The sequence below is a fragment of the Nonomuraea sp. NPDC026600 genome, assembly GCF_040638335.1.
Lineage (GTDB): Bacteria > Actinomycetota > Actinomycetes > Streptosporangiales > Streptosporangiaceae > Nonomuraea.
This window is the reverse complement of the sequence record NZ_JBEZYD010000066.1, coordinates 1-24,525: the sequence shown is the minus strand read 5'-3', so window position 1 is coordinate 24,525 and position 24,525 is coordinate 1. Positions and strand designations below refer to the sequence as shown.

The 24,525-nt window shown below is 68.2% G+C and carries 22 protein-coding genes and 1 tRNA gene; 20 read left to right on the top strand and 3 right to left on the bottom strand.

What is annotated here, in order from left to right:
- The first annotated feature begins 90 nt into the window (after positions 1 to 90).
- The 3 genes from AB0F17_RS63565 to AB0F17_RS63555 all read left to right on the top strand — a co-directional run bounded on the left by AB0F17_RS63565 (position 91) and on the right by AB0F17_RS63555 (position 4,272).
- Positions 91 to 1,362 (top strand): M20/M25/M40 family metallo-hydrolase, encoded by a 1,272-nt coding sequence (locus AB0F17_RS63565; protein WP_358046423.1) that lies wholly within the window; start codon positions 91 to 93, stop codon positions 1,360 to 1,362.
- 174 nt (positions 1,363 to 1,536) lie between these two features.
- On the top strand, positions 1,537 to 2,100 hold the full coding sequence (locus AB0F17_RS63560) for a hypothetical protein (RefSeq protein ID WP_358046420.1): 564 nt from the start codon (positions 1,537 to 1,539) through the stop codon (positions 2,098 to 2,100).
- A 195-nt stretch (positions 2,101 to 2,295) separates the two neighbouring features.
- Positions 2,296 to 4,272, top strand: a complete 1,977-nt coding sequence (locus tag AB0F17_RS63555) for a chaplin (RefSeq protein ID WP_358046417.1) — start codon at positions 2,296 to 2,298, stop codon at positions 4,270 to 4,272.
- A 98-nt stretch (positions 4,273 to 4,370) separates the two neighbouring features.
- Here the strand turns inward: AB0F17_RS63555 and AB0F17_RS63550 are convergent, their stop codons facing one another.
- Positions 4,371 to 4,556, bottom strand: a complete 186-nt coding sequence (locus AB0F17_RS63550; RefSeq protein ID WP_357938673.1) for a DUF5703 family protein — start codon at positions 4,554 to 4,556, stop codon at positions 4,371 to 4,373.
- Positions 4,557 to 4,747: 191 nt separating this feature from the next.
- Here AB0F17_RS63550 and topA point away from each other — a divergent pair, with 191 nt between their 5' ends.
- From topA to AB0F17_RS63500, 10 genes are all read left to right on the top strand, one after another.
- Entirely contained in the window at positions 4,748 to 7,435 is a 2,688-nt protein-coding gene (gene topA, locus AB0F17_RS63545; RefSeq protein ID WP_358046415.1) for a type I DNA topoisomerase, read from the top strand.
- A 14-nt stretch (positions 7,436 to 7,449) separates the two neighbouring features.
- Positions 7,450 to 8,679 carry a metallophosphoesterase gene (locus tag AB0F17_RS63540; protein WP_358046412.1) on the top strand — a complete coding sequence of 410 codons (1,230 nt, stop codon included), beginning with the start codon at positions 7,450 to 7,452 and terminating at the stop codon, positions 8,677 to 8,679.
- 68 nt (positions 8,680 to 8,747) lie between these two features.
- A complete protein-coding gene (locus AB0F17_RS63535; protein WP_358046409.1) occupies positions 8,748 to 9,341 on the top strand; it encodes a helix-turn-helix transcriptional regulator in 594 nt (197 codons plus the stop codon).
- Between the two features lie 161 nt (positions 9,342 to 9,502).
- Positions 9,503 to 11,545, top strand: coding sequence for a dTMP kinase (gene tmk, locus AB0F17_RS63530; RefSeq protein WP_358046406.1), 2,043 nt, complete (start codon positions 9,503 to 9,505; stop codon positions 11,543 to 11,545).
- A 9-nt stretch (positions 11,546 to 11,554) separates the two neighbouring features.
- Positions 11,555 to 12,733, top strand: a complete 1,179-nt coding sequence (locus AB0F17_RS63525; RefSeq protein ID WP_358046403.1) for a DNA polymerase III subunit delta' — start codon at positions 11,555 to 11,557, stop codon at positions 12,731 to 12,733.
- Positions 12,734 to 13,113: 380 nt separating this feature from the next.
- The gene (locus AB0F17_RS63520) at positions 13,114 to 13,641 is read left to right on the top strand and encodes a SigE family RNA polymerase sigma factor (RefSeq protein WP_358046400.1); all 528 of its coding nucleotides are present in this window, start codon (positions 13,114 to 13,116) and stop codon (positions 13,639 to 13,641) included.
- Positions 13,638 to 14,702, top strand: coding sequence for a permease-like cell division protein FtsX (locus AB0F17_RS63515; RefSeq protein ID WP_358046398.1), 1,065 nt, complete (start codon positions 13,638 to 13,640; stop codon positions 14,700 to 14,702). The genes AB0F17_RS63520 and AB0F17_RS63515 overlap by 4 nt, the downstream gene beginning before the upstream one ends.
- Positions 14,703 to 14,797: 95 nt before the next feature.
- On the top strand, positions 14,798 to 15,643 hold the full coding sequence (gene ricT / locus AB0F17_RS63510) for a regulatory iron-sulfur-containing complex subunit RicT (RefSeq protein ID WP_358046475.1): 846 nt from the start codon (positions 14,798 to 14,800) through the stop codon (positions 15,641 to 15,643).
- Positions 15,644 to 15,840: 197 nt separating this feature from the next.
- Complete coding sequence (locus AB0F17_RS63505) at positions 15,841 to 17,292, top strand: alpha/beta hydrolase (protein WP_358046395.1); 1,452 nt, start codon at positions 15,841 to 15,843, stop codon at positions 17,290 to 17,292.
- 56 nt (positions 17,293 to 17,348) lie between these two features.
- Positions 17,349 to 17,425: transfer RNA gene (locus tag AB0F17_RS63500), tRNA-Thr, on the top strand.
- 68 nt (positions 17,426 to 17,493) lie between these two features.
- On the opposite strand, the gene AB0F17_RS63495 is transcribed toward AB0F17_RS63500, so the two are convergent.
- Positions 17,494 to 18,819: a site-specific integrase gene (locus AB0F17_RS63495; protein WP_358046392.1), complete on the bottom strand. Its 1,326-nt coding sequence runs from the start codon at positions 18,817 to 18,819 to the stop codon at positions 17,494 to 17,496.
- A complete protein-coding gene (locus AB0F17_RS63490) occupies positions 18,816 to 19,382 on the bottom strand; it encodes a hypothetical protein (protein ID WP_358046389.1) in 567 nt (188 codons plus the stop codon). Before AB0F17_RS63490 ends, AB0F17_RS63495 begins: the two co-directional genes overlap by 4 nt.
- A 150-nt stretch (positions 19,383 to 19,532) precedes the next feature.
- Here AB0F17_RS63490 and AB0F17_RS63485 point away from each other — a divergent pair, with 150 nt between their 5' ends.
- The 7 genes from AB0F17_RS63485 (at position 19,533) to AB0F17_RS63455 (ending at position 23,891) form a co-directional block, all read left to right on the top strand.
- Positions 19,533 to 19,730: a helix-turn-helix domain-containing protein gene (locus tag AB0F17_RS63485; RefSeq protein ID WP_358046386.1), complete on the top strand. Its 198-nt coding sequence runs from the start codon at positions 19,533 to 19,535 to the stop codon at positions 19,728 to 19,730.
- A 55-nt stretch (positions 19,731 to 19,785) separates the two neighbouring features.
- On the top strand, positions 19,786 to 22,299 hold the full coding sequence (locus AB0F17_RS63480) for a phage/plasmid primase, P4 family (RefSeq protein WP_358046383.1): 2,514 nt from the start codon (positions 19,786 to 19,788) through the stop codon (positions 22,297 to 22,299).
- 184 nt (positions 22,300 to 22,483) lie between these two features.
- Positions 22,484 to 22,726, top strand: coding sequence for a hypothetical protein (locus tag AB0F17_RS63475; RefSeq protein ID WP_358046382.1), 243 nt, complete (start codon positions 22,484 to 22,486; stop codon positions 22,724 to 22,726).
- Entirely contained in the window at positions 22,723 to 22,890 is a 168-nt protein-coding gene (locus AB0F17_RS63470) for a hypothetical protein (protein WP_358046379.1), read from the top strand. The genes AB0F17_RS63475 and AB0F17_RS63470 overlap by 4 nt, the downstream gene beginning before the upstream one ends.
- A gap of 29 nt (positions 22,891 to 22,919) precedes the next feature.
- Positions 22,920 to 23,204, top strand: coding sequence for a hypothetical protein (locus AB0F17_RS63465; protein ID WP_358046377.1), 285 nt, complete (start codon positions 22,920 to 22,922; stop codon positions 23,202 to 23,204).
- On the top strand, positions 23,197 to 23,520 hold the full coding sequence (locus AB0F17_RS63460) for a hypothetical protein (protein WP_358046374.1): 324 nt from the start codon (positions 23,197 to 23,199) through the stop codon (positions 23,518 to 23,520). Before AB0F17_RS63465 ends, AB0F17_RS63460 begins: the two co-directional genes overlap by 8 nt.
- Positions 23,517 to 23,891, top strand: a complete 375-nt coding sequence (locus AB0F17_RS63455; protein WP_358046371.1) for a hypothetical protein — start codon at positions 23,517 to 23,519, stop codon at positions 23,889 to 23,891. The genes AB0F17_RS63460 and AB0F17_RS63455 overlap by 4 nt, the downstream gene beginning before the upstream one ends.
- Positions 23,892 to 24,525 lie beyond the last annotated feature (634 nt).

The window sequence follows — 24,525 nt, the reverse complement described above, 5'->3', positions numbered from 1 at the left end:
CGTAAGGTTAGCAAACTCTGAGGGGTGCGTCATACCAGGATTCCGGCGGGAGGATGAGACGGGAATTCGTACCCGAGCGAAGGAGCCGTCATGGCCGAGGACGAGGTCGTCGAGCTGTGCTGTGATCTGATCCGCATCGATTCGACCAACGCCGGTGACAACGCGGGGCCCGGGGAGAGGGCGGCGGCCGAGTACGTCGCGGCGAAGCTCGCCGAAGTGGGGCTTGAGGCGACGATCCTGGAGAGTGACGACCGCCGGGCGAACGTCGTCGCGCGCATCGAGGGCACCGATCCAGGGCGTGACGCGCTGCTGCTGCACGGGCATCTCGACGTGGTGCCGTTCGACGCGGGGGATTGGCAGCATCATCCGCTCTCGGCGGAAGTGGTCGACGGGTGCGTCTGGGGGCGCGGGGCCGTGGACATGAAGGACATGGACGCGATGATCCTGGCGGTCGTGCGGCAGCGGCTCAGGGAGGGGCGCCGGCCTGGGCGGGACGTGGTGCTCATGTTCACCGCCGATGAGGAGGCGGGCGGGGAGTACGGGGCGAAGTTCCTGGTCGATGAGCATCCGGAGCTGTTCGAGGGGGTCACGGAGGCGATCGGGGAGGTCGGCGGGTTCAGCGTGTCGATCGGGACGGATCGCCGGCTCTACCTGATCGAGGCCGCGGAGAAGGGCATGGCGTGGATGCGGGTGGCCGCGCAGGGCCGGGCCGGGCACGGGTCGATGCTCAACCTGGACAACGCCGTGACCGAGCTCGCCGACGCCGTGGCGCGCGTGGGCCGGCATGAGTGGCCGGTACGGCTGACGCCGACCATGAGCAGGTTCCTGGACGAACTGGGCGGCGGCGATCCCGAGGTCGCGATCGCCAAGCTGGGCCCTGTGGCCAGGATGCTGGGCGCGGGGCTGCGCAACACGGTCAATCCGACCATGCTGGAGGCCGGCTACAAGTCGAACGTGGTGCCGCAGACGGCTTCGGCGGTGATCGACGGGCGGTTCCTGCCGGGGTTCGAGGAGGAGTTCTTCGCCACGATCGACGAGCTGCTCGGGCCCAACGTCACGAGGGAGTTCGTGCAGCACCAGGTGGCGCTGGAGTTCGGTTTCGAGGGGCCGCTGGTGACCGCCATGGTCGAGGCGCTGCTGGCCGAGGACCCGGCCGGGCGCGCCGTGCCGTACACGATGTCCGGAGGGACGGACCTCAAGTCGTTCAGCCGGCTGGGAATCCGAGGGTACGGGTTCGCGCCGCTCAAGTTGCCTGCCGACCTGGACTTCTCCGGGATGTTTCATGGGGTCGACGAGCGGGTGCCGGTTGATTCGCTCCGGTTTGGGGTGCGGGTGCTTGACCGCTTCCTGGATTACTGCTGAAAAGCTCTTGCGACGACTTTGAGTGATGCTACGGTTACGGATCGTTGAGGGGTGAGTCCATGGACCGGCCTCACACTGTGGGGTCGGTTCTGGAGCGCTTTGAGGGAGGGTCACGTGGCACGCATGCCGGTGCGGCAGTGGAGGGTAATGCCTCTCGCTGCTCGGCGCGTGCCCGTGAGCATCCCCGTAGAGGATGCGATCGCCGATCGGGCCGCCCGGATGGCGCGGTTCGCGGCCGGCGCCCGCGAGGTCATCGCACGAGCAGTCGCGGTCGGCGCCCTGCTGACCGCGGGATGGCTGCTCGCCGTTCTCTTCGGAATGCTCTCCGCCGCTCCGGCGGCCGCGGATTCCACCGCGGCAGCAGGAACGGCGGCAGATACGACCACAGCAGCCGGCACACCTCACACCGTCACCGGGTCCATCATGGACGGTTTCCCCACGGCTGACGGAAAGGTCTCGGCGTCGGACAACGCCGAGGCGATGGCGGGGCGGACGGTCGACGGGCTCAACAGCCAGTCCGATCCCGGCCTGCCACCTTCTTCCACTGCCAGCGACATCCTGGACACCAATGGTCTGGTGCCCAACGGCGGTGGCAGCGGCCCCTTCGGGCCAGGTATGGGAGACATCGCGAGGTCCTGCTATGACCCGCGTATCGAGGCTCGGCGCGCCCCCCTGGCGTCCGTGCTTCCTCCGGTCGTCCGCACAGCGGCGGACGACCCCTCTTTCTCACCTGACTGACCCCCGCCACAGATTCCGGTAAGTACGGCGGCGGAGCGCGGCTCGATCCCCTCCGCCAGCGGGTGACATGTCAGTCATCTTGGTTCGCGATTTCCCCGAGGTCTCCGCTGTGCGCGGCGTTCTGCGACCTCGCATGCCCTCGGCTGCCCGCGAACTGTCAGGTATCTCCCCATGAACCAAGTAGGAGCATTCATCATGCGTACGTGGGCGACGGCTTCGGCCCCCGCGGCTCTGCTAGCGGTAGCGGTCATGTCCCTCGGCAGCGGCACCGCGCTGGCCGACACCTCCGGCGACTCCTCCATCGGCGGCGGCAACCAGGTCAACGTGCCTGTCTCGCTGCCGATCGACATCAGCGGCAACGCCGTCGGCGTGGTCGGAAAGTCCCGCGCCGACTCCCAGGGTGGCGCCTCGGTCGAGAACAAGGGTGGCGGCACCGGCGGCAACACCACCTCGGGCCGTGGCTCCGTGCTCGGCGGCAACCAGGTCGACGCGCCGATCAGCGCCCCGATCAACGCCTGCGGCAACGCCCTCTCCCTGATCGGCAGCTCCGACGCCGGCTGCAAGGGCGGCGCCTCGGTCAAGAACGGCGGCAGGGGCGGCAAGGGCGGCAACCACACCTCGGGCGACTCCAGCATCCTCGGTGGCAACCAGGTCAACGCGCCGATCTCCGCTCCGGTGAACGTCTGCGGCAACGCACTGGCGATCTTCGGCAGCTCGACGGCGGGCTGCAAGGGCGGCGCCTCGGTCAAGAACAAGGGTGTCGGCACCGGCGGCAACACCACCTCGGGCCGTGGCTCCGTGCTCGGCGGCAACCAGGTCGTCGCGCCGATCAGCGCCCCGGTCAACATCTGCGGCAACTCGGCCGCCGTGCTCGGCAGGGCGTTCTCGGGCTGCAAGGGCGGCTCGTCCGTGACCAATGGCGGGCACACCCATTACCGGAGCCCTCACGGCTCGACGGGCAACGACACCGACGGGCGCTTCGCGGTCGGCAGCGGCAACCAGGTCATCGCGCCGATCAGCCTGCCCATCACGGCATGCGGCAACGCCGTCGGCAACGGGCACGCCGGGTGCAAGGGCGGCGCCTCGGTCAAGAACAGTGGCCCGGGTGCGGGTGGCAACACCACGTCCGGCAAGCACGGGGTGCTGAGCGGCAACCAGGTGGTCGCGCCGATCACCGCGCCGATCAACGTCTGCGGCAACTCGGTGGCCGTGATCGGCAAGGCGTTCGCGGGCTGCAAGGGCGGAGCCTCGGTCAAGAACGGCGGCTCGGGTGCGGGTGGCAACACCACCTCCGGCAAGCACGGGGTGCTGAGCGGCAACCAGGTGGTCGCGCCGATCACCGCGCCGATCAACGCCTGCGGCAACGCCGTGGCCGTGCTCGGGCTGGCCGAGGCCCACTGCAAGGGCGGGGCCAGCGTCTCGTCGCACGGTGGCCCGGGTGCGGGTGGCAACACCACCTCCGGCAAGGGCGGGGTGCTGGCCGGCAACCAGGTGGTCGCGCCGATCACCGCGCCGGTCAACGTCTGCGGCAACGCCGTGGCCGTCCTGGGCGACGCCGCGGCCGGGTGCCTCGGTGGCTCGCGCGTCGGCAAGCCGGTGGACGACTACGCCCCCCACGGCCACTACAGCTACCGCAAGGTCGTCAGTTCCAAGTCCGACGGGGTGCTGCCCGCGCTTCCCCCGGTGCCGGTCCTGGGCGGCCTGCAGAGTGTCGGCAAAATCACTCCGATGCGCGGTGGCGGCTCGCCCGAACTGCCCCTCGTCGACGACATGCCGCTAGTCGGGGACCTGCAGGAGGTGTTCGGCCTGCCCGAGCTGCCCGAGCTGCCGGGTCTGGCCGGTCAGCCCGTGACTCCGGCCAGGCACGTCACTCCGGCCAAGCACGTCAAGAACGGTAAGGCTCCGGTCGCCAACGCCGCTCGCGCCGCGGACTCGCAGTCGCCCCTCGCTCCGGCCACCTCGCTGGTCGCCTCCACCCCCGTCGGCGGTGTGGTGAAGTCCGCGACCGGCAGCCTACCGACCGGCGCCCTGGGCCTGATGAGCGCGTCTCAGCCCGCGGGGGTCACCGGGATGACGACCGGCTCGCTGTTCGCGCTGGTTCTGGGCGCGATGTTCGCCGCCTCGGCGACGCTGTTCGCGGCCACCCGCCGCTTCCGGCTCGGCCGGAAGTAATGACAAGAACGTCTACCGTTCACAGCCGGTGAGCGAGTAGCGAAAGACGCTTTGCCCGTTCCGGGGGCGCGGCCCGGGGCGGGCAAAGCCATGTCCGATCACAAGGTGCTGCGGACGCGCATGACCTTGCGGCGCAACCGCACGTGACGGCTTCCGTCAGGGTGCAGACGTACGCGGGAGAGCTCCCACTTACCGTACTCCGCGTGCTCGGTGAGCAGTTGACGTGCTGCTTCGCGGGAGAGATCGCGCGGAATGAAGATATCCATGTAGGAGTAGTCGAGCACAACGATTAGTCTCCAGGGTGAGTCAGAGCGCGATGCCGCTCGATGGGGCTTATTCTGCGTGCTTGTGGGTGGGTCCGGAAGCTAGTGGGTAGTCCCGGGGGAAGGAAATTTCCGCGAGTCGGGTTACCTTTCAGATCAGTGCCGGCTCCCGGCAGGGGGAATTGCAAGCGAACAGTGAGGTAGGAAGCAGCGTGCCAGCCAACAACGGCAGCACCGGCGGAATCCGCCGCCTGGTGATCGTCGAGTCGCCCGCCAAGGCGAAGACGATCTTGGGATACCTCGGTGCCGGCTACATGGTCGAGTCCAGCATTGGTCACATCCGTGACCTGCCGGAGCGGGCCGATGACATTCCCGAGAAGTTCAAGGGGGAGCCGTGGGCACGCCTCGGGGTGAACGTCGAGAACGAGTTCGAGCCGCTGTACGTCGTCAATCCTGACAAGAGATCGCAGGTCAGCAAGCTGAAGCAGCTGCTGAAGGATGCCGACGAACTTTACCTGGCGACTGACGAGGACCGTGAGGGCGAGGCCATCGCGTGGCACCTTCGTGAGGTGCTCAAGCCCAAGGTGCCGGTGCACCGCATGGTCTTCCACGAGATCACCCCGCAGGCGATCCGGGACGCGGTGGCCAACCCGCGTGACCTGAACCTGCGCCTCGTCGACGCCCAGGAGACCAGGCGCATCCTCGACCGGCTCTACGGCTACGAGGTCAGCCCGGTCCTGTGGAAGAAGGTCAAGCCGCGGCTGTCGGCGGGCCGGGTGCAGTCGGTGGCGACCAGGCTGGTGGTGGAGCGCGAGCGGGAGCGTCTGGCGTTCACCTCCGCCCATTACTGGGACCTCCAGGCGCTGTTCGACACCAACAAGACCGAGGAGCGTCCGCGCGACTTCACCGCGACGCTGACCTTGGTCGACGGCAAGCGGGTGGCCCAGGGCCGCGACTTCGCGAGCACCGGCGTGCTCAAGAACAACGACGTGCTCCACCTGTCGGAGGCCGCCGCCGGTGAGCTGGCGGGCAGGCTCCAGGGATCGTCGTTCGCCGTCAAGTCCGTCGAGCGCAAGCCGTACACCCGCAAGCCGTACGCTCCCTTCCGGACGACCACATTGCAGCAGGAGGCCAGCCGGAAACTGGGCTTCTCCGCGAAGTACACGATGCAGGTGGCGCAGCGGCTCTACGAGAACGGCTTCATCACCTACATGCGTACCGACAGCATCACGCTGTCGGAGACGGCGGTGGCGGCCGCGCGCTCCCAGGCGATCAAGCTGTACGGCTCCGCGTATGTTCCCGACAAACCCCGCGTCTACACCAGCAAGGTCAAGAGTGCGCAAGAGGCGCACGAGGCGATCCGGCCTTCTGGGGAGGAGTTCCGCACTCCTGGCGAGGTCAACTTGTCCGGTGACATGTTCCGCCTGTACGAGCTGATCTGGCAGCGGACCGTCTCGTCCCAGATGAAGGACGCGGTCGGCGAGTCGGTCACCGTCAAGGTGCGCGGCGCGTCCGCTTCCGGTGAGGACGTCGAGTTCAGCGCCTCGGGCCGGACGATCACGTTCCACGGCTTCCTGAAGGCGTACGTGGAGGGGGCCGACGATCCGTCGACCGACCGTGACGACTCCGAGAAGCGGCTGCCGAACCTGGCCGAGGGCGACGCGCTGAGCGTCTCGCGGCTCGACGTGGCCGCCCACTCGACCAAGCCGCCCGCTCGTTACACCGAGGCGTCGCTGGTCAAGGAGCTGGAGGATCGGGAGATCGGGCGTCCTTCGACGTACGCGTCGATCATCGGCACGATCCTCGACCGCGGCTACGTGTTCAAGAAGGGCACCGCGCTGGTGCCCTCGTTCCTGGCGTTCGCCGTGGTCAACCTGCTTGAGCAGCATTTCGGCAACCTGGTCGACTACGACTTCACCGCCGAGATGGAGAAGGTGCTCGACGACATCGCCAACGACCGGGCGGAGCGGCTGCCGGAGCTGCAGCGCTTCTACTACGGCGAGGGCGGTGACGAGGGTCTGAAGGAGATGGTCACCGACCTCGGCGACATCGACGCCAAGGAGATCAGCTCCTTCCCGATCAGGGACACCGACATCGTCATCCGGGTGGGGCGATACGGCCCATACCTGGACAGGGACGGCTCCCGGGTGAACATCCCCGAGGACATGACGCCCGACGAGCTGACCGCGGAGAAGGCGGAGGAGTTCTTCTCGCGGCCGACCGGCGACCGTGAGCTGGGCGTCGATCCGGTGACCGGGCACAAGATCGTGGCCAAGGACGGGCGATTCGGGCCGTACGTCACGGAGATCCTGCCCACACCGGAAGAGGAGACCCCGAAGCGGCGCACCAAGAAGGCCGACGCGGCGAAGCCGAGGACGAGCTCGCTGTTCAAGACGATGTCGCTCGACACCGTGACGCTCGACGACGCGCTCAAGCTGCTGTCGATCCCCCGGCCCGTCGGCGAGCTGGAGGGCGATGAGGTCGTCGCGTACAACGGGAAGTTCGGCCCCTACCTGAAGAAGGGCACCGACTCGCGGTCGCTGACCTCGGAGGAGGACCTGCTCACGGTCACCATCGAGCAGGCCAAGGCGCTGTTCGCGCAGCCCAAGCCACGCGGCAGGGGCCGGGCGGCGGCCGCGGCGCCGCTGCGCGAGCTGGGTGACGACCCCAGCTCCAAGAAGCCCGTCGTGGTCAAGGAGGGGCGATTCGGCCCGTACGTGACCGATGGCGAGACGAACGCGTCGCTGCGCAAGGGCGACACGGTCGAGGAGATCACGATCGAGCGGGCGGCGGAGCTGCTGGCCGAACGGCGTGAGCGGGCTCCGGCGCCGAAGAAGCCGACGACCAGGAAGGCGCCGGCCAAGAAGGCACCCGCGAAGAAGCCGGCGGCCAAGTCGTAAGTAGCATTGCTCGGGTGGTGGTCTTGGGCTTCGTGGGCGCGGTGTTCCTGGCACATCTCTATCTGTGGCAGCGGATGGTGCGGTCGACCACTCGGCCCGGGCGGTTACGCAAGGGTTTGAGCTGGGGGTTGGTGGGGCTTATCCTGCTGGTCGTCGCGACGTTCGTGGGGTCGCGGCTGGAGATGTTCCAGTGGCTGGCGTGGCCGGGGTATCTCTGGGTCGCGATCATGTTCTACCTGGTGATCTTTCTGATCCTGCTGGAGATCCCCCGGCTGGTGGCGTGGTTCGCGCTGGTCCGGGGGCGTGGGGTCGTTTCGTCGCAGGCAGAGGTCGTGCAGCCGGTGACGGTGCCTGCTGGGCCGGTTTCTGTGGCTCCGCCCCTTGAGGCGCCACCAGCCGGCATCGACGCGATGAGCAGGCGGCTCTTCCTCGGGCGGGCCACCGCCGCCGTCGCGGGCGTGAGCGCGCTCGGCACGGTCGGGTACGGCATGAGCGCCGCGCTGGGTGATCCGGTGATCGAAGCGGTCAAGGTCACGCTGCCCGGGCTCGATTCCAGGCTGAGCGGCCTGCGGTTCGCCGTGGTCAGCGACATCCACCTCGGGCCGCTCACGGGCAAGGGGCATACCGAGCGCATCGTGCGGATGGTCAACGGGTTGCGGGCCGACGTGGTGGCGATCGTCGGAGACCTGGTCGACGGCTCGGTCGCTGAGCTGGGCGCGCTGGCCAGGCCGCTGCGGAGCCTCGAATCCCGCTATGGCGCCTATTTCGTGACTGGAAACCACGAGTACTACACGAGAAACGGTCCCGGTGAGTGGGTCGAGGAGCTGGACCGGCTCGGCGTACGCTCGCTGCGGAACGAACGGGTGGAGATCCGGCACCAGGGCGGCGTGCTCGACCTGGCCGGGGTGAACGACCTCAATGGCGCCACCGCGAACGACGCGCCCGACTTCGACAAGGCGCTCGGCGGTCGTGACCCGAGCCGCTCCACGGTTCTGCTGGCCCACCAGCCGGTGCAGGTCGAGCAGGCCGCGCGTTACGGCGTCGATCTGCAGTTGTCGGGGCACACGCACGGCGGGCAGATGGTGCCGTTCAACCTCGTGGTGCCGTTCCAGCAGCCGGTCGTGTCGGGGCTGGCCACGGTCGACGGGGTGCAGGTGTACGTCACGCGCGGCGCCGGGTTCTGGGGGCCGCCGGTCCGGGTGGGCGCGCCGCCCGAGATCACACTGCTTGAGCTGCGCTCCTGACTTTCCGCGATCCGCTGGCTACTCAGCCCGCCAGGGCGTAGTATCCAAGCGGATACGTTGGAGGTGCGATGATCTCTTCCCCGGTGGAGGGGGTGTTCGGTGGCCTGCTGCCCGAGCGGGGCGAGGTGCCCGGGGGCTCGCCGCCCGACGTCACGTTCTGGGCGGAGCGCGGCGGCCTGCTGCTCAAACAGGCCAGACACGCGGCCAACATGAACCAGAAGGCGCTGGCCGGCATGAGCGGCACGTCGCGGACGACGCTGTCGGCCTACGAGCACGGCCGCAAGTCGCCCACGCTCGAAACGGCTGGGCGCATCCTCGACGCCGCCGGGTTCCGGCTGACGCTGGAGGCCAAGGTCGAGTTCACCACCCACCGGGCCGCCGACGGCCGCCCGTTCTTCGTGCCCAGCCGGTTGACCCGGCTGCCGGCGTTGCGGGCCCTGGCTACCGTACGGCTCGGCGGCAGGGTCTATGACCTGGCCGATCGCGGGGATCGACGGGACGCGTACGCGATGCTGTTGCGGGAAGGGAGCCAGGACGAGCTGCTCGAACACCTGGACGGGCTGCTGCTGGTGGAGTTGTGGGATGAGCTGGTGCTGCCTGAGCCGGTCCGCGTCGGCTGGCAGCCTCTGGTGGAGCTCGCCCGGCCGTACAAACCGGACTAACGGGACGATGGGGATCTGTCTGGTGTTTTCGGGGGCCTATTCGAGGTGTGTATCATGCGCGTCGGCCCGCATACGTAATACCCTCAGCGACGAGCAGCCGGGTACATCCGGCTGGTCTCCTGTCTTCCCATTTCCGGCGAACACCTGGATACGCTGACATCATGACCGCCCGTGGCCGACGCCAACCGACACATGTGCTGGCAAACGCATCTTTCCGCCGGCTCTGGACGGCGATGTCGGTGTGCAGCCTCGGCGACTGGCTGAACATCCTGGCACTCACCGCCCTCGCTGGAAACCTGACCCAGGGCGACTACCGCATGCAGTCGTTGGCCGTCGGCGGTGTCTTCATCGCCAAGATGCTGCCCGCCGTCCTGCTCGGGCCGCTCGCGGGAGCGTTCGCCGACCGGTTCGACCGCCGGGTGACGATGTTCTCCTCCGACCTGGCCCGGTTCGCCGTGGTGCTGTCGATCCCGCTGATCGGCAGCTATCAGTGGATCATCGTCGCGACGATCCTGGTCGAGTGCGTCAACCTGTTCTGGGTCCCGGCCAAGGACGCAACGGTCCCCAACCTGGTGCCGAAGGACCAGCTCGAATCGGCCAACCAGCTCAATCTGCTGGTCACCTATGGCAGCGCGCCGATCGCCGCGATCCTGTTCACGGCGCTGTCCGTGGTGGGCGACGTGCTGAAGAGCGCCGTGCCGTTCCTGTCCGGCATGGACCCGACCGGGCCGGCGCTGGTCGTCAACGCCTGCGCGTACCTGGTGTCCGCGTTCCTGATCTTCACGCTGCGCGGCATCCCCAAGCGTGACGGCGCCATCTCCACGCCGTCGGTGCTCAAGCAGATCGTCGACGGCTGGCGGTTCGTCGGCGGCAACCGGCTGGTGCGCGGCCTGATCATCGGCATGCTGGGCGCGTTCGCGGCGGGCGGCGCGGTCGTGGGCGTCGCGAAGATCTACGTGGGCGCGCTCGGCGGCGGCGACGCGGCCTACGGAGTGGTGTTCGCCGCGGTCTTCGTCGGCATGGCGCTGGGCATGTTCTTCGGCCTGCGGCTGCTGCGCGAGCTGTCGCGGCGGCGGCTGTTCGGCCTGGCGATCACCGTGGCGGGCTTGGTGCTGATCGCGATCGCCCTCGTGCACAACCTGGTGATCGTGGTCATGCTGACCGTACTGCTCGGGGCGTGCGCGGGCATCGCGTGGATCATCGGCTACACGCTCATCGGCCTCGAGGTCGAGGACTCGATGCGCGGCAGGACGTTCTCGTTCCTGCAGTCGACCGCGCGGGTCACGCTGCTGTTCGTGGTGGCGGCGGCCAACCCGCTGGCCGCGCTCTTCGGCGCGCACCCGGTGCGGCTGGGCGATCTGGTCTACCAGTTCGACGGCTCCAACCTGGTGCTGGTGATCGGCGGCGTCCTCGCGACGGTCGTCGGCGTGCTGGCGCTGCGGCACATGGACGACAGGAAGGGCGTCTCGCTCTCCGAGGACCTGATCGCGGCGGTGCGTGGCGAACGGCCGCAGTCCGAGGCGGCAGAGCAGGTGCCGGGGCTGTTCGTGGCGTTCGAGGGCGGCGAGGGGTCGGGTAAGACGACCCAGTCGCGGCTGCTCGCCATCTGGCTGCGCGACCAGGGGTTCGACGTCGTACAGACCCGTGAGCCCGGCTCGACCAAGGTCGGCATGCGGCTGCGCGCGATCCTCCTCGACGCGGCCGAACGCGGGCTGTCGGCGCGCGCCGAGGCACTGCTGTACGCCGCCGACCGGGCCGAGCACGTCGAGAAGGTCATCAGGCCGGCCCTCTACCGCGGCTCGCTGGTGATCTCCGACCGCTACGTCGACTCGTCGCTGGCCTACCAGGGGGCGGGGCGGTCGCTCGATCCCGACGACGTGTCCAAGGTCAACGCCTGGGCCACGGGCGGGCTGGTGCCGCATCTCACCGTGCTGATCGACACACCGCCCGAGGTGGGGCTGACCAGGCTGGGCGGCGCGGCGGACCGGATCGAGTCCGAGCCGCTGGACTTCCACGAGCGGGTGCGCAAGGAGTTCCGTACGCTGGCCGCCGCCGATCCCGGCCGCTATCTGGTGGTCGACGGGACGTTGCCGCCCGAGCAGATCACCCGGCTGATCCAGGATCGGGTGCACGAGATCCTGCCCGATCCGGTGCCCCAGGAGTCTGAGGACGTCACCGGTACGATGCCCGCCATCCGCGACTAACCTTGTCGGGTGAGCGTCTTCGCTGACCTCGTCGGTCAGGACCAGGCGGTGGCCGTGCTGTCGCGGGCCGCTGCGGCGGCGGGTGACGCCGTGGCGGGTGGCCGCGGCGCGGGCATGACGCATGCCTGGCTGTTCACCGGCCCGCCCGGCTCGGGCAGGGAGGAGACGGCGCGGGCGTTCGCGGCGGCGCTGCTCTGCCCCGACGGTGGCTGCGGTCACTGCGACCAGTGCCACCAGGTGCTGATCGGCTCACACCCCGATCTCGAAACGGTACGCCCCCAGGGCCTGTCCTACAGCGTCAAGCAGACGCGCGAGCTCATCCTGCGGGCGGCGGGCGCGCCGACGCAGGGCCGCTGGCGCGTCATCCTGTTCGAGGACGCCGACCGGGCCACGGAGTCGGCGGCGAACGCCCTGCTCAAGGCCATCGAGGAGCCGCCACCCCGCACGGTCTGGCTGCTGTGCGCACCGGCCGCCGACGACATGATGATCACCATCCGGTCGCGCTGCCGCGTGGTCACCCTGGCCACCCCCGGCACGGAGGCCGTCGCCCACGTGCTGGCCACCCGCGACAGCGTGCCCTGGGACACCGCCCACTTCGCCGCCCGCGCCTCTCAGGGGCACATCAGCCGGGCCCGGGCGCTGGCCCTGGACCAGGACGTACGCCGGCGCCGCGAGGCCGTCCTGGCCATCCCCCGCTCGCTGTCCGGGGTCGGCGAGTGCGTCTCGGCCGCCGAACGCCTGGTCAAAACGGCCGAGGAAGAGGCCGCGGCGGCGACGGCCGCGCTCAACGAGACGGAGACCACCGAGCTGCGCAAGATCTACGGCGAGGGGTCCACGGGCAAGGGCCTCAACCGCGGGCTGGTGCGGGGTGGCGCGGGGGCGTTGAAGGAGCTGGAGGACCGGCAGAAGTCGCGTGCCACGCGCATCAAGCGGGACTCGCTCGATGCCGCGTTGCTGGAGCTGGTGTCGTTCTATCGGGACGTGCTGGCCATGCAGTTCTCGGCCGGGGTGGAGCTGGCCAACGACGACATCCGCTTCGACCTCGACCAACTGGCCAAGGTGTCGACGCCGGAGGAGACGTTGCGACGGATCGACGCGATCATGCGGTGCCGCGAACGCCTGGACGCCAACGTCAACCCGCAGATCGCGGTCGAGGCGATGATGCTGTCCCTCCGGTCGGCTGCGTAGGCGGGTTGGTCGGCTTCGTCGGCTTGGTCCGCTGTGTGGCGGTCGGTTGGCTCAGCCCGCTGTGTGGCGGCCGGTTGGCTTGGTCCGCTGTATGGCAGTAGGGCGACTCTTGGCGCCGTACGGCAGTTGGGCGGTTTGGTCCGCCGTATGGGGCGGCTGGTCCGCCGGGTAGTGGGCTGTCGGCTCGGGGCGACCGGACACCGAAGCAGATGGCCAAGAAGGCGCACGTCACGGCGCCCGGCCCCGTAAACCGCAGGAGCGTGTCCCTGGACGGGGGCCAGCTCCGTATGGAGGGTGGGGCCCACTGGGCCGGCCGTAAAAGTGCTCAGTAAAAGCGTGTGACCAGAGCAGCAGATGGGGCTGTTGGACGTCTCTGTTATGTGAAAGTCGAGCAGCTGTCCCCTGGAGGGGCTCTGATACGGAAACGCGTCGATGTCGCGGCGATCTTCGCCGAGCATCATGTGGGTCTCGTCCGGCTGGCGCTGGTCATGGTCGGTGATCAGGCGACCGCCGAGGACGTCGTCCAGGAGGCGTTCACCCGTACCCACGCAGGCCGAGGGAGGTTGCGAGATCCGGACAAGGCGCTGACCTATGTGCGATCGGCGGTGTTCAACGGCTGCCGGTCGGTGATGCGGAGGCGGGCGACGGTTTTCCGCCGCGCCGTGCCGTACGAACCGCCTGTCTGGTCGGCGGAGAGCGCGGCGCTGCTGGGCGAGGAGCGTCGCGAGGTGCTGCGCGCCCTGCGAGAGCTGCCGGACCGGCAGCGCGAGGCGCTGACGCTGCGCTACTACCTCGACCTGTCCGATCAGGAGATCGCCGAGACCATGGGGATCAGCGGGAGCACCGCCAGATCCACGATCGCGCGAGGGCTCGCCGCCCTCGGCCGAGCACTTGGGGAGGATTCATGAACAGCCCAATGGAAGACCGCCTGCGCGAGGCGCTGGCCGAGGCGGGGGCGACCGTTGACACCAGCATGCTGAGGCCCCTGCAGCCGTCGGGGCGGCCTCGGGTGCGGGTCGACTTCCGGTTGCTGGCGGCGGCGGGGGCGGTGGTGCTCGCGGGGGCCGTGACCGCCGCCGTGCTCATCTCTCCGGGTGACGAGCAGCGGGCGGCGGTGGCCAACCCGTCTGTCGATCAGGAATACGCGGATGCATCCGTCTTTCTGTGCGGGAAGCTGTCGCCGAGCCAAGCCTGTCCTGGAGGCAGCGTCACCGTTAAGCAGACAAAGGCGATCATGGATGCTCTGCAAGCGGAGCCGGGGGTGGAACAGGTCCTATACGTGAGTCAGGACCAAGCCTATGCGAGCTTCCGCCAAGACTACGCCGACGACAAGGCGATGCTTGACGCGATCGACGTGACCGATCTGCCCCCCTCGTTCCAGGTCGAACTGCGGCCGGGAGCCGATCCGATGGTGTCGCTGGCCAAGATGAAGTCCATGGAAGGCGTGGGCGGCATCACGTTTCCGGCGGAAGCTGCCAGCGAGATGGGCTCAGATTGGGAGAAGAAAGCAGCGATCTCTGTCTTTCTCTGCGGGGAGCAGTCGAGCCTGGCGTCGTGCGGAGCCGTTGCCGCGCCTGACTCGACGAACGATCATCCCAAGTACGTCAAATACGGCAAGGCCATCACGCCTGCCCAGCGGAGAGCTCTGGGCAAGGAGATCGCCGCGATACCCGGCGTTCAGTCGACATATTTCGAGAGCCGACAGGCTGCGTACGAGAACTTCCTGCACAGTTATAAGGGCAACAAGGCACTCGTTCAGCACACCAAGCCATCGGACATGCCGGAGTCGTTCCGCCTTCAGATGAGGCCGGATGCTGACTGGGACAACCTGACCGCCAAGCTGCAACGCCTACCCGGTGTCGCCACCGTCGTCAACCAGAAGTGCCTGATTGAGCAGTTCCCGCTTCAGACGCACTATGGCATCTCGATTCCTAAGGGCAAGTCCTGCAGCGACTCCCAGCCGGGGTAGGGCTCTCACGCCGCGCGTGCCCGCACACGTAATGTGGCAACCGAAGGCCGTACCAACCCCCTAGGCCGTCAGGAGGCGAGCTCGAGCCCATGGGAATGATCATGGCCGTGAGCTTCACCCGCTACGGGCGGCTCTACTACCTCGATCCCGGTGGCCACACCCCCAGGGTGGGCGACAAGGTGCTGGTCCCGACCGACTCGGGGCCTGAGGTGGCGGAGTGCGTGTGGGCGCCGCAATATTCGAGTGAAGACATCGACGGAATGCCGGTGTGTGCAGGCATAGCGGGAGAGGAGCATCTCTCCCGCGACGAGACCAACAAGCGTCGCAGGGCCGAGGCCCGCAGCGTGTCCAAGCGGTTGATCAAACGGCACGAGCTCCCGATGAAGGTGGTGGGCGTCGACTACCTCGACCAGGACAACATCTACACCGTCTACTTCTCCGCCCCACATCGGGTCGACTTCCGCGCGCTCGTCCGGGACCTGGCCCGCAACCTGCGGGCCCGGGTGGAGCTGCGGCAGATCGGCCCGCGTGACGAGGCACGCTTGCAGGGTGGCATCGGCCCATGTGGCCGAGACCTGTGCTGCGCCACGTTCCTCAAGGACTTCGAGCCGGTCTCCGTACGCATGGCCAAGGACCAGGACCTACCGGTCAATCCTTTGCGTATCGCCGGGGCGTGCGGGCGGTTGATGTGCTGTCTCAAGTACGAGCATCCGCTCTATGTCGAGACCCGCAGCAGAATGCCGCGTACCGGAAGCCGGGTGAGCACGCCGCAGGGGGAGGGAAGTGTCCTTGGGCATAACGTTCCGGCGGACACGGTGACGGTTCGGCTGGACGATGGCGGAAGGCGTTGTGCGTGTCCTTCGGCCTCGGTCTGCTCGCCACGGCAGCAGCACGACAAGATGTACGGAGAGGATGGCGGCACGCCGGCCCCTGGCGGGTAGCTACCAGGGACAACGGGCGGAAGTTCACGGGCTGTGCTCGTGAACTTCCCGCTCGCGGTCGTGCTCGCCAGTTGGGGAAGGTCGGGGGTGGCATGGGGGGTGGCGAGGCTTGCCTGGCCCGGATGCCGCGTGGAACGCCGGTAGATCTGTTGAGGGCCGGGTGGCTGGGAGGCGGGACACGCGTAGGATTCCGGAGCGTGTGGTTTCGAGCACTGACCGTTGTCACCGCGACTGTGCTGTTCGCCGCCGGCTGTGCCTTGACAGAGGAGCCGGCGGGCGGGCTGCGCTGGTCCGACTGCGGGGACGGGTTCGACTGCGCGAAGCTCTCGGTGCCGCTCGACTACGGCACCCCGGACGGGGAGCACATCAAGATCAGTGTGGTCCGGCTGCCGGCCACCGGCGACCGGATCGGCTCCTTGGTCGTCAACCCGGGCGGTCCCGGAAGTTCCGGCGTCAGCTACGCGCGGGCCGCCCGATCGATGCTGGGCGAGAAGCTACGCGAACGGTTCGACGTCGTGGGGTTCGATCCACGTGGTGTGGGCGAGTCGGCGCCGGTCGAGTGCCTGAGCGACTCGCGGCTCGACGCGTTCGTCGCCCTGGACGCCACCCCCGACACGCCGCAGGAGCGGGTCGCGCTCGAGCAGGGCTCACGCGAGTTCGCGAAGGGCTGTCAGGCTGGGGCCGGCCGCTTGCTGCCGCATGTGGGCACCGTTGACGCCGCCCGGGACATGGACGCGCTGCGCCAGGCGCTCGGCGACCAGAAGCTGACCTACCTCGGCAAGTCCTATGGCACCTTCCTGGGCGCGGTTTATGCGGATATGTTCCCCGGCAAGGTTCGAGCCCTCGTCCTCGACGGCGCTCTCGACCCGGCCATCTCCCGGCTGAAGCTCAACGCCGACCAGGCCATGGGTTTCGAGCGCGCCCTCCGTGCGTACATAGAGTCCTGCCTGGCCGAAGGCAACTGCCCGTTCCGCAGCCGTACCGTCGACGGCGTCTTGGCCGAGGTGACCGACCTGCTGCACCGCACAGACGCCAGCCCACTGCCCGGCGAGGGGCGGCAGGCCACCGAGGCGCTGGCCACGCTGGGCGCGCTGACCCCGCTCTACGACCGCGGCTCCTGGCCCGAGCTCACCGAAACGTTCCGCCAGGCCCTGAACGGCAACGGCAGACTGCTCCTCCGCAACGCCGACCAGCTCATCGACCGCCATGACAACGGCGCCTACTCCAACCAGACCGAGGCCAACATGGCCATCAACTGCGTGGACAGCCCCTATCCCAAGAACGTCGCCGCCTACGCGACCGCGGCGGCGGAGGCGGAACGCGAGGCGCCCAGGTTCGGTGCCTACCTCATGTGGAGCTCGCTCCCGTGCGCCTTCTGGCCCGCCAAGCCGACCCTCATAAACCGCCCACTCACCGCCAAAGGCGCCGCCCCGATCCTGGTCATCGGCACCGAACGCGACCCGGCCACCCCGTACGCGTGGGCACAGGCCCTGGCGGAAGAACTCGACTCGGGCGTGTTCCTCGGCTACGACGGCGACGGCCACACGGCGTACTTCAACGGCTCGACATGCGTGGACGACGCCGTGGACCACTACCTGCTGACCGGCACGCCACCTCAGGACGGGACATTCTGTCCGGGCATCGGCTGATCGAAGGGAGCAAGAACCCCTTGGGCTCCTGTAGACTCGTTCACGCTGTACGGCGCGCCGCCTTAGCTCAGTCGGCCAGAGCACTTCACTCGTAATGAAGGGGTCTCGGGTTCGAATCCCGAAGGCGGCTCCAGTAGTTGACCAGGGCGTTCTCTCCTCGGAGGGGGCGCCCTTCGTCATGCCGGGGTCTCACTTCGGGTCTCAATTCGCGCCCCAGAGCGCGCGGCCCATCCGCTGCATGCCGTCTTCGGCCATCGGCGAGGCGACGTGTGTGTACCGCTGGGTGAGACGGATGTCGGAGTGCCCGAGGATCTCCTGAACCGTGCGGACGTGCACGCCCTGCTCGATCAGCAGCGTGCCCGCCGTGTGCCGCCCGTCGTGCACCCGTGCGTCTCGAACCTCGGCGACCTGGAGGAGGTCTTTCCAGTCGTCCCAGTCGTCGCGCGGGTCGATCAGCCGGCCGTTCGGCTGGGCGAACAAGACGTCGTTGTCCTCCCACGCGGCCCCGGCCGCGAGCCGTTCGGCCTTCTGCCGGATGCGGTGCGCCCTCAGCAGCGGGATCAGCTCGGGCGGCAGCGGGATCGTCCTCTTGGACTTGCCCTTGGGCTTGCGGAAGACCAGGCCGCCTCCGGTCCGCTCGGGGCACGTGCTCGCGTGCTTCCGGCAGTCCTTGGCGCACAGCCCCTTGGTGTCGGTCGGAACGCATGCGTGGCGGCGGCCGGATGGTCGCTTGGCCTTGGGGCAGTCCTTCGGGCATGCCCGCTTGTGCCTGGCCTCCGTGCACTTCGCGACATCGTTGCAGCCGTGCCGCCAGGTGAGCCGCGAGAGCTGCCACCACACCCGCACGCTTCCGGCGTCGAGATCCACGTACTTCCAGCGCAGCCCGAGAGCTTCGCCCTGGCGAAGCCCGAGGGCCACGGCGACCGACCAGCGGACGCCGTTGCGCCGGTGCTCAGCGGCGGCCAGGATGCGGCGCGCCTCCTGCTGGCTCAGCGGCTCGATCTCCTCATCGCCCGCTCCAGGCGCGTCGACGAGCTTCGCCACGTTGCGCCCGACCTTCTCTTGACGGACGGCGACCTCCAGCGCGCGCGACAGGATCCGGTGCACCTTCAGGGCGTGACTCTCGGCCTTGCCCTCAGCGAGCATCCGCGAGTACAGCGCGTCGAGGTGCTCGGGCAAGAGCCGGTCGAGGCGGTGCTTGCCCAGATGCTTGATGATCCAATTCCGGGTGTCCGACCAGTAGCTCTCCAATGTCGTCGGCGCGAGCTTCCTCGCCGCAATGTCGTTGAGGTACGTGGTCATCCACTGCTCAACGGTCGGCTTACGGCCCGGCTTGCTGGTCTTCCCCGAGTCGCGTTCCTGCTCCAGCTCGCGGACCTTCCGAGTCACCTCGGTCTGGGTGCGGGCCTTCCGATGCCGCCGGTCGGGCGAACCATCGTCCTTGACGCCCATCGTCACGCGGCCGTGCCACCAGCCGTCGCCACCGAGATAGATCGACGATCGTAGATTCGGTTTGCGGGAGCTCATCCTGCCGTGCCCTTTCGTCCGGGGGGAAGGGATCCGCGGCGCCGGGCCTCGCGGATCCATCGGTGCACTGTGGTGACCGGGACCCCCGCTTCCTCGGCGAGCACGGCCGCGGGGCGCTGACTCTCCATGGCCGCCGACCGGTACGCCTGGGCTACCTCCTGATAGAAGGTGTCCGGATCCGAACCGTCCGGACGCCGTAGCGGTTGCCGGTCGGGCGTGTAGTCCGGGTGGGCAGCGAAGATCGTGGAGCCGGAGTGAACCCCGTACGCCTGCCCTCGGATCTCGCCGAGCGTCAGCCCATCGTCCGGGCCGGGGTCGAGGGTGTCACCAGGCGACTCACGCAGGGAGGCCAGGAGGTTGAAACCTGCCTCCACGCGGGCCGGCTGAATGAGCCGCAGAAAATCGGCCGTGATACGAACGCCCTCGACCAGCAGGCCAGTGACGACCAAGCGGCCGTCGTCGTCCGGCTGGAGGCGCATGTTGATCATCCCGCCGTGTGGCCCGTTTGTTGCCACCCATTTGTAGGGGCGTCCGCCTGCTGATCGGGTCTCGCGGTCATCCATGCCGACAAACCTATCCCGCGTATGCATGTCCGTCTAGGTTCGCTGACGTGCTCGCGTAACCTAGCGGACTTGCGCGGAGCTTCCTCGCGTGCAACTCTGGACACGCAAGCCAAGTAGGTGCGCGAACCTATACCCCTGGAGGGAGTAGAGGTGAACGAAGCTATTGCGTATCGACCAGCACAGGCTCTTACCGTCTTCCCCATCGGAAGGACGCTGCTCTTCGAAATGATCAAGAGTGGTGAGATTGAGAGCTTCACCGTTGGTCGCGCGCGGTTCATCCCCCGTGCGTCCCTGGTCGCATTCGTGGAACGTCAACTTGCCTCACAGCACGGCGGCGGTGGCGCCTGATGCGCCGGCCCAACCCCAGACGCCTGGAGCGCAAAAAGAGCACACGGCGGTCCGCGTGAACAACCTGTACGACGCCGACCAGGTGCGCCGATCGCTGGCCACCTTGCACGGCGGATCCAAGGGGCTGCTCAACGTCGTTTCGACCGGCAACTGGCCGGGCAGCACGTTCAGCACCGACCCCAACGGCATCGACGCCGCCACCTCCTACGTCACCCAGCTCGACAGACAAGGCAAGCAGGGCATCTACGTCCGCGTCACCACCCTGCGCGAACCGCCCCCCGCAGGCAGGCGCGGCGACGCCGAACTGTCGCTCGCCCTGCCCGGCTTCTGGACCGACCTCGACATCGACGGGCCCGGCCACAAGACGACCGGCATCCTCCCCCCGGACGAAGCGGCGGCGAGGCGGATCATGGCCGAATCCGGCCTGCCCGAACCCACGCTGTGGCAACACTCCGGGGGCGGCCTCTACACGTGGCACATGTTCGACGAGCCGTACCTGATCAGCTCCGACACTCTCCCGGCCATAAGCGGGCTGTCGGAGCGGTTCCAGCAGGTTGTCAAGGCGTCCGCTGACCGGCTCGGCTACGAGTACGGGCCCGTAGGCGACCTCCCGCGTGTGCTGCGCATCCCTGGGACCGTCAACCGCAAGGCAGGGCTCGAACGGCCCTGCACGATCGTGGAAGCCTCAGGGATCGCTTACCCCTTGGGCGAGCTCACCCCGCTCATCTACGGCATCCAGCTCCCACAGCCGCCCGCCGTTTCCCCTCCCAGCCAAGCCCTACCGTTCACCCAACCGCGCGCTTTCCGCGACGACGACGAGCTCAGCCCCGGCGACGACTACAACGAGCGCGCCACTTGGGAAGAGATCCTCATCGGCCGCCTCAGATGGACCTGCCTTGGACGATTCGGCGGCGAAGTCCGGTGGCTCCACCCCAACGCCACCAGCGACCTTTCCGCCACCACTGGCCGAAACGACGGCGACAATCTGTGGGTCTTCTCCACCAACACGGAGTTCGAGCCTCAGCGCGTCTACGACAAGTTCGGCGCCTACACCCTGATCACCCAGGGCTCGACCAGTGCAGCCGCGTTCAGCGCAGCCGCAAAAGAGCTCCGTTCACAGGGATACGGCAGCCGCGCCGAACGCGACGACTTCCGCGACCTGGTCGCGCCCGCAGTCGACGGCAACACCGCGCTGGCCATCGTCCACCAGCTGCGCCCCGAGAACGCGACCAAGAACACCCCGCAGCATCGCGGCCACCTCCGCATGGCCGAACGGTTCGTCACCGAGCACAGCAACACGTTGCGCCACGTCCACGGCATCGGCTGGCACCGCTGGGACGGCGCGCGCTGGGCCGCCGACGACCAGCGTGCCGATATCCAAGCCGCCGTCGCCACGGCCAAGAACGCCCTTGAGGAAGTGGCCGCTCTCCCGGCCGGGCAGGAACGAGACGACCTTTACAAGGACGCCCGCAAGACGGAGAACGCATCCGGCACCGAAGGCATGCTCAAGTTCGCCGCCGCCCTCCCGCCGATCAGCACCGCGTCCAAGGCGCTCGACGCCGACCCGTACCTGTTCAACACCCCGGGCGGCACCCTCAACCTGAAGACCGGCACCATCAAGGCGAACGACCGCGCCGACCTGATCACCAAGGCGGCCGGGGCCGCCTTCGCCAACGAGGGCAGCCCCGAGTGGGACGCGTTCCTCGTCCGCATCCTCCCCGACCCGGAGGTGCGCGCGTTCCTTCAGCGGCTTATCGGCTACGCCATGCTCGGCAAGGTCACCGAGCACGTGATGCTGATCTTCACCGGCATGGGCGCCAACGGCAAGGGCACCACCCGGGACGCGCTCATGGCCGCGTTCGGCGACTACGCCATCGAGATCGACCCCGCGATGCTCATGGAGTCCAAGCACGAGCGACACGGCGCGTTCAAGATGCGGCTCCGCGGCGCCCGCCTCGTCTTCTGCTCCGAGACGGAGAAAGGCCGGCGCTTCGCCGAAGCCACCATGAAGCGGCTCGTGGGCGGCGACCCCATCGAGGCGAACCTGATGCACAAGAACCCGATCACGTTCGACCCGTCCCACACGCTGATCATGCTGACCAACCACCTGCCCGCCGTGTCCGGCGACGACCCCGCCGTGTGGCGGCGGCTGCTCGTGGTCCCGTTCGACGTCGTCATCCCCGAACGCGAGCGGGACACCACCTTGTCGGACCGGCTACGGGACGCCGCGCCCGCCATCCTCGCCTGGGCGTATCAGGGGTGGCTCGACTACCAGCAGCAGGGGCTCAACCCGCCCGAGGCCGTACGGAAGCGCACGGAGGCGTACCAGGCCGACAGTGACGCCCTGGGCCGCTTCCTCGACGAGCGCATCATCACGAACCCGCACAGCCACGTGAAGGCGCGCGACCTCTTCGCGGCCTGGAATCAGTGGTGCTACGACAACGGCGAGATGCCGACCCCAGAGAAGGCGTTCGCTGACTCGATGAGTCAGCGCGGATTCGCGAAGAAGCGAGGGGCGGCCGGGGTCGCCTATCACGGGCTCATGTTGGCGGCGCCCGATGACAGCTAGAAAACGCTCTGACCTGCAGAAGTGTAGGGACATGCAGGGTTTCCCGGTTATCGCCCATATGTGCGCGCGTGGCGACTTTCGGAGAACCCTACATCTCCCTACACACCCCATCTGACCTGCGAAAACGCGAAGTGACCCTACACACTCCCCTTGACCTGCGGAAATGCGACCTCGAAAGGTAGCTATGACCCCCTCAGCGACCATCACCCGCGTCACCATCACCGAAGCGCCCGCCATCCTCACCCCGCCTACCCGCCGCGGAGACTGCTGGCTGTGGATCATCCCGTCCTGCCCCTACTGCCGCTCCCAGCACACCCACGGAGCAGGCCCAGACGGCACCGTAGGCGGCAGCCGAGTCCCCCACTGCACCACCGATGAACGCCCCCCGGCCTACCTCATCACCCCCATCCCCGCCGATGCCGCATGACCATCTGCGAACTCCTCGCCGCCCTCAACGGCGCCACCGTCGCCGGCGGGTGCGACACCTGCGACGCCGAACAGACCTTCCAGAAGCGAGGCCGCATCACCCTCGCCACCGTCCACCACGACAACGACTGCCCCACCTTGAAGCGCAGTCAGGCCCGCCGATGACAGTTCACCAAGACCACCGAAGGAAGCTCATGACCGTCCCCATCAACGTCGCCGCTGTGGTCGACACGGCAGCGTTCATCACCGCCATGCTCGACGACACCCCCAACGCCGACTCTGACCGGGTGTACATGGACATCCTCGACGACCTCCTGGCCGCCGAGCCCGTCGGCCTCGTCGCAGCGTTCGTCGGCATCACGCACGACCTCATCACCGAACTGGCCCACCGCACCGGCACCACCGCCGAACAGTTGTGGGCGGCCAGGGCCGAACATCTCACGATCCGTCTCACCAGCAGGGAGAACGACCATGGATGACGTTCGCTTCCAAGAACTCCGCGACCTCGTCAAGGGCTCGCACCGCACCGGCGAGGCCACGCAACGGCTCGCCGCTGAGCAGCGGGGCGGCCACACCGGGCCGCTCACCTGGCAGTCTGATGTGGAGGCGCTGGACGCGCCGGAACCGGCCGGCGAGGTGTCGTTCGCCGAGCACCTCCAGCGCCGCGAAGACGCACAGAACGCGCACCAAGCCAGGCGCAGGCGGGCGGACGCCGAACGCTCCAGCCGCGAACGACTCCACTCCACCTACCGCGACCTGTACGGGCTCGACGCCGCCAACCAGATGGTCCGATGAGCAGCCTCCTCAGGGCGCACGCCGAACACGAGGCCGCGCACGCCATACTCGCCGCTCACTTCGGCCTCAAGGTCGTCGAGATACGGCTCAACCCGCCGGCGACCAGCTACACCCTGTACGAGAGCGGCGGAATCAGCCTGCAGCAGTGCGCCATCAGCGCAGGCGGCGACCTGTGGGCGCGGGAGTTCAGCGCACTGCCGTACACCGACCTGGCATGCGGCGACCTCATCGACATCGAACGAGAGCACGGTCTCAGCGCCATCTGGGGGGCCGAACGCCTCGCCAGGCAGGTACTCGCCGCGAACAGCCGGGCCGTGCTGTCTCTCGCCGAGCGGCTCACCGCTGATCGGGTCATCACTTTTGAGGGGTGACAGAGAACATGCCGGGCCTGGTGACAGAGGGGGCCCGGCGCGAAGGGGCAGGGCAGGAGCCGTGGGGACTGAGGGGATCTACCCGGGGCGCATGCCAGCACCAAGCAGACCGGAGCGGCCAGGACTCACCGCAGCAGACCTCAAACGCCAGCACAGCCCCACCAGGCCCATGGGCAGGCTCCAAGCCTCTAGAACGCCCAAGCCGCTGCACACCTCACACGCAGCCACAGCGCAGCACAGACCACATCACGCCGTGCACCACACCCAGCCTGAGCGCCAACACTCAACACCTCTGCGAGGGCCGCGACATCAGGGCACGGCGGTGACCCGCCACACCCCACGCTGCCCGCACCCGCGCTCACAGCACAGTTCGACAGCTCGACATGAACAACGCCAAGCGACACACGCCCACGCCCCACCCACCCGTCGACCAACACAACGTTCGACGCCACATCGCCGACACGATCAGCCAACGCAGCACATAGCCGCAGGTCAAGCCAACAGTCTAGGCGTTTGCGCAGGTCGTGTGCCACGAACGCGAGCTTGTAACCTCAGATGTGTAAAGACGATCTTGTGTTGTGTGCTGTCTTGCTTTACCTGATGCGGCCTGGGTAGGCGGCGGCGAGTTCGTTGA